Annotated in this window: 2 protein-coding genes; one reads left to right on the top strand and one right to left on the bottom strand. The window is 59.1% G+C overall.

All coding sequences use genetic code 11. From position 1 onward, the window contains the following. Nucleotides 1-204, top strand: a 204-nt coding sequence (locus ACXJLU_RS33495) for a hypothetical protein (protein ID WP_457338031.1), incomplete at its 5' end; no start/stop codon positions are given. A 60-nt stretch (nt 205-264) separates the two neighbouring features. On the opposite strand, the gene ACXJLU_RS33490 is transcribed toward ACXJLU_RS33495, so the two are convergent. Beyond that, nucleotides 265-612, bottom strand: coding sequence for a ribonuclease E inhibitor RraB (locus tag ACXJLU_RS33490; RefSeq protein ID WP_457338030.1), 348 nt, complete (start codon nt 610-612; stop codon nt 265-267). Nucleotides 613-706 lie beyond the last annotated feature (94 nt).

Genomic DNA, 706 nt, shown 5'->3' with positions numbered 1-706 from the left:
GTCCTGCGCCGTGAGGCCGGTGGCAATTGGCAAGGTGACGATGACGATCCTCAGGCCGAGATCAACCTCACGCTCAAGCTGCCCGACGGCGCATTGCTTTGGCCTATGCAGCGCGTTATGAAGCGCTGCCAGGTTGGCCCAGAAGAGAGCGTTTTTGTGTACGGCTCAGTCGCCAAGCAAGCGACGGGGCAAGAAAGTCAGTAGTCGGCCACAACCGGTCGGTCGCCAGTGTCCGCTTGCGGGTTTGCCAACGGGGCGGGGACGCTATGGTGCGAGGATGGGCCCAACGTCCATTCCGTCATAGCTGCCAAGGCCGTAGCGTTCAGCCAGGGCGTAGAACTGACCGTTCCTCTCAAACAGGCTCGCGGGCGTGTGAACCTCCTCCTTCTCCACGTGCAAGAAGTAGTAGGGCTGCTCGCCTTCGTCCAAGTCCGGAACGTACAAGTCGACGAACCTGCATCCGTCGCGTTCGAGGGCGGGAACGATTGAGGTGAGCTTTTCCTCAGAAGCATCAGTGAAGAAGTATCCCCACAGCATGGGCTTCGACATGTCCCATTTCGCGCCGCTCGCGATGCTCGAAAACATCTCTTCCAATTGTTCGAGTTCGATCATTTGATGACTCTGTATACAGTTCGTACGGCGCACTCTACAGTGGACGGGCGCGACCAACCTTCGCGCCACTCGGCGGAAGTCGCATGATGTCGGC

The sequence above is a fragment of the Rhizobacter sp. P5_C2 genome, from assembly GCF_054049715.1.
Note: the sequence above shows the minus strand (reverse complement) of the source record. Positions and strands in the feature narration are given on the sequence as shown.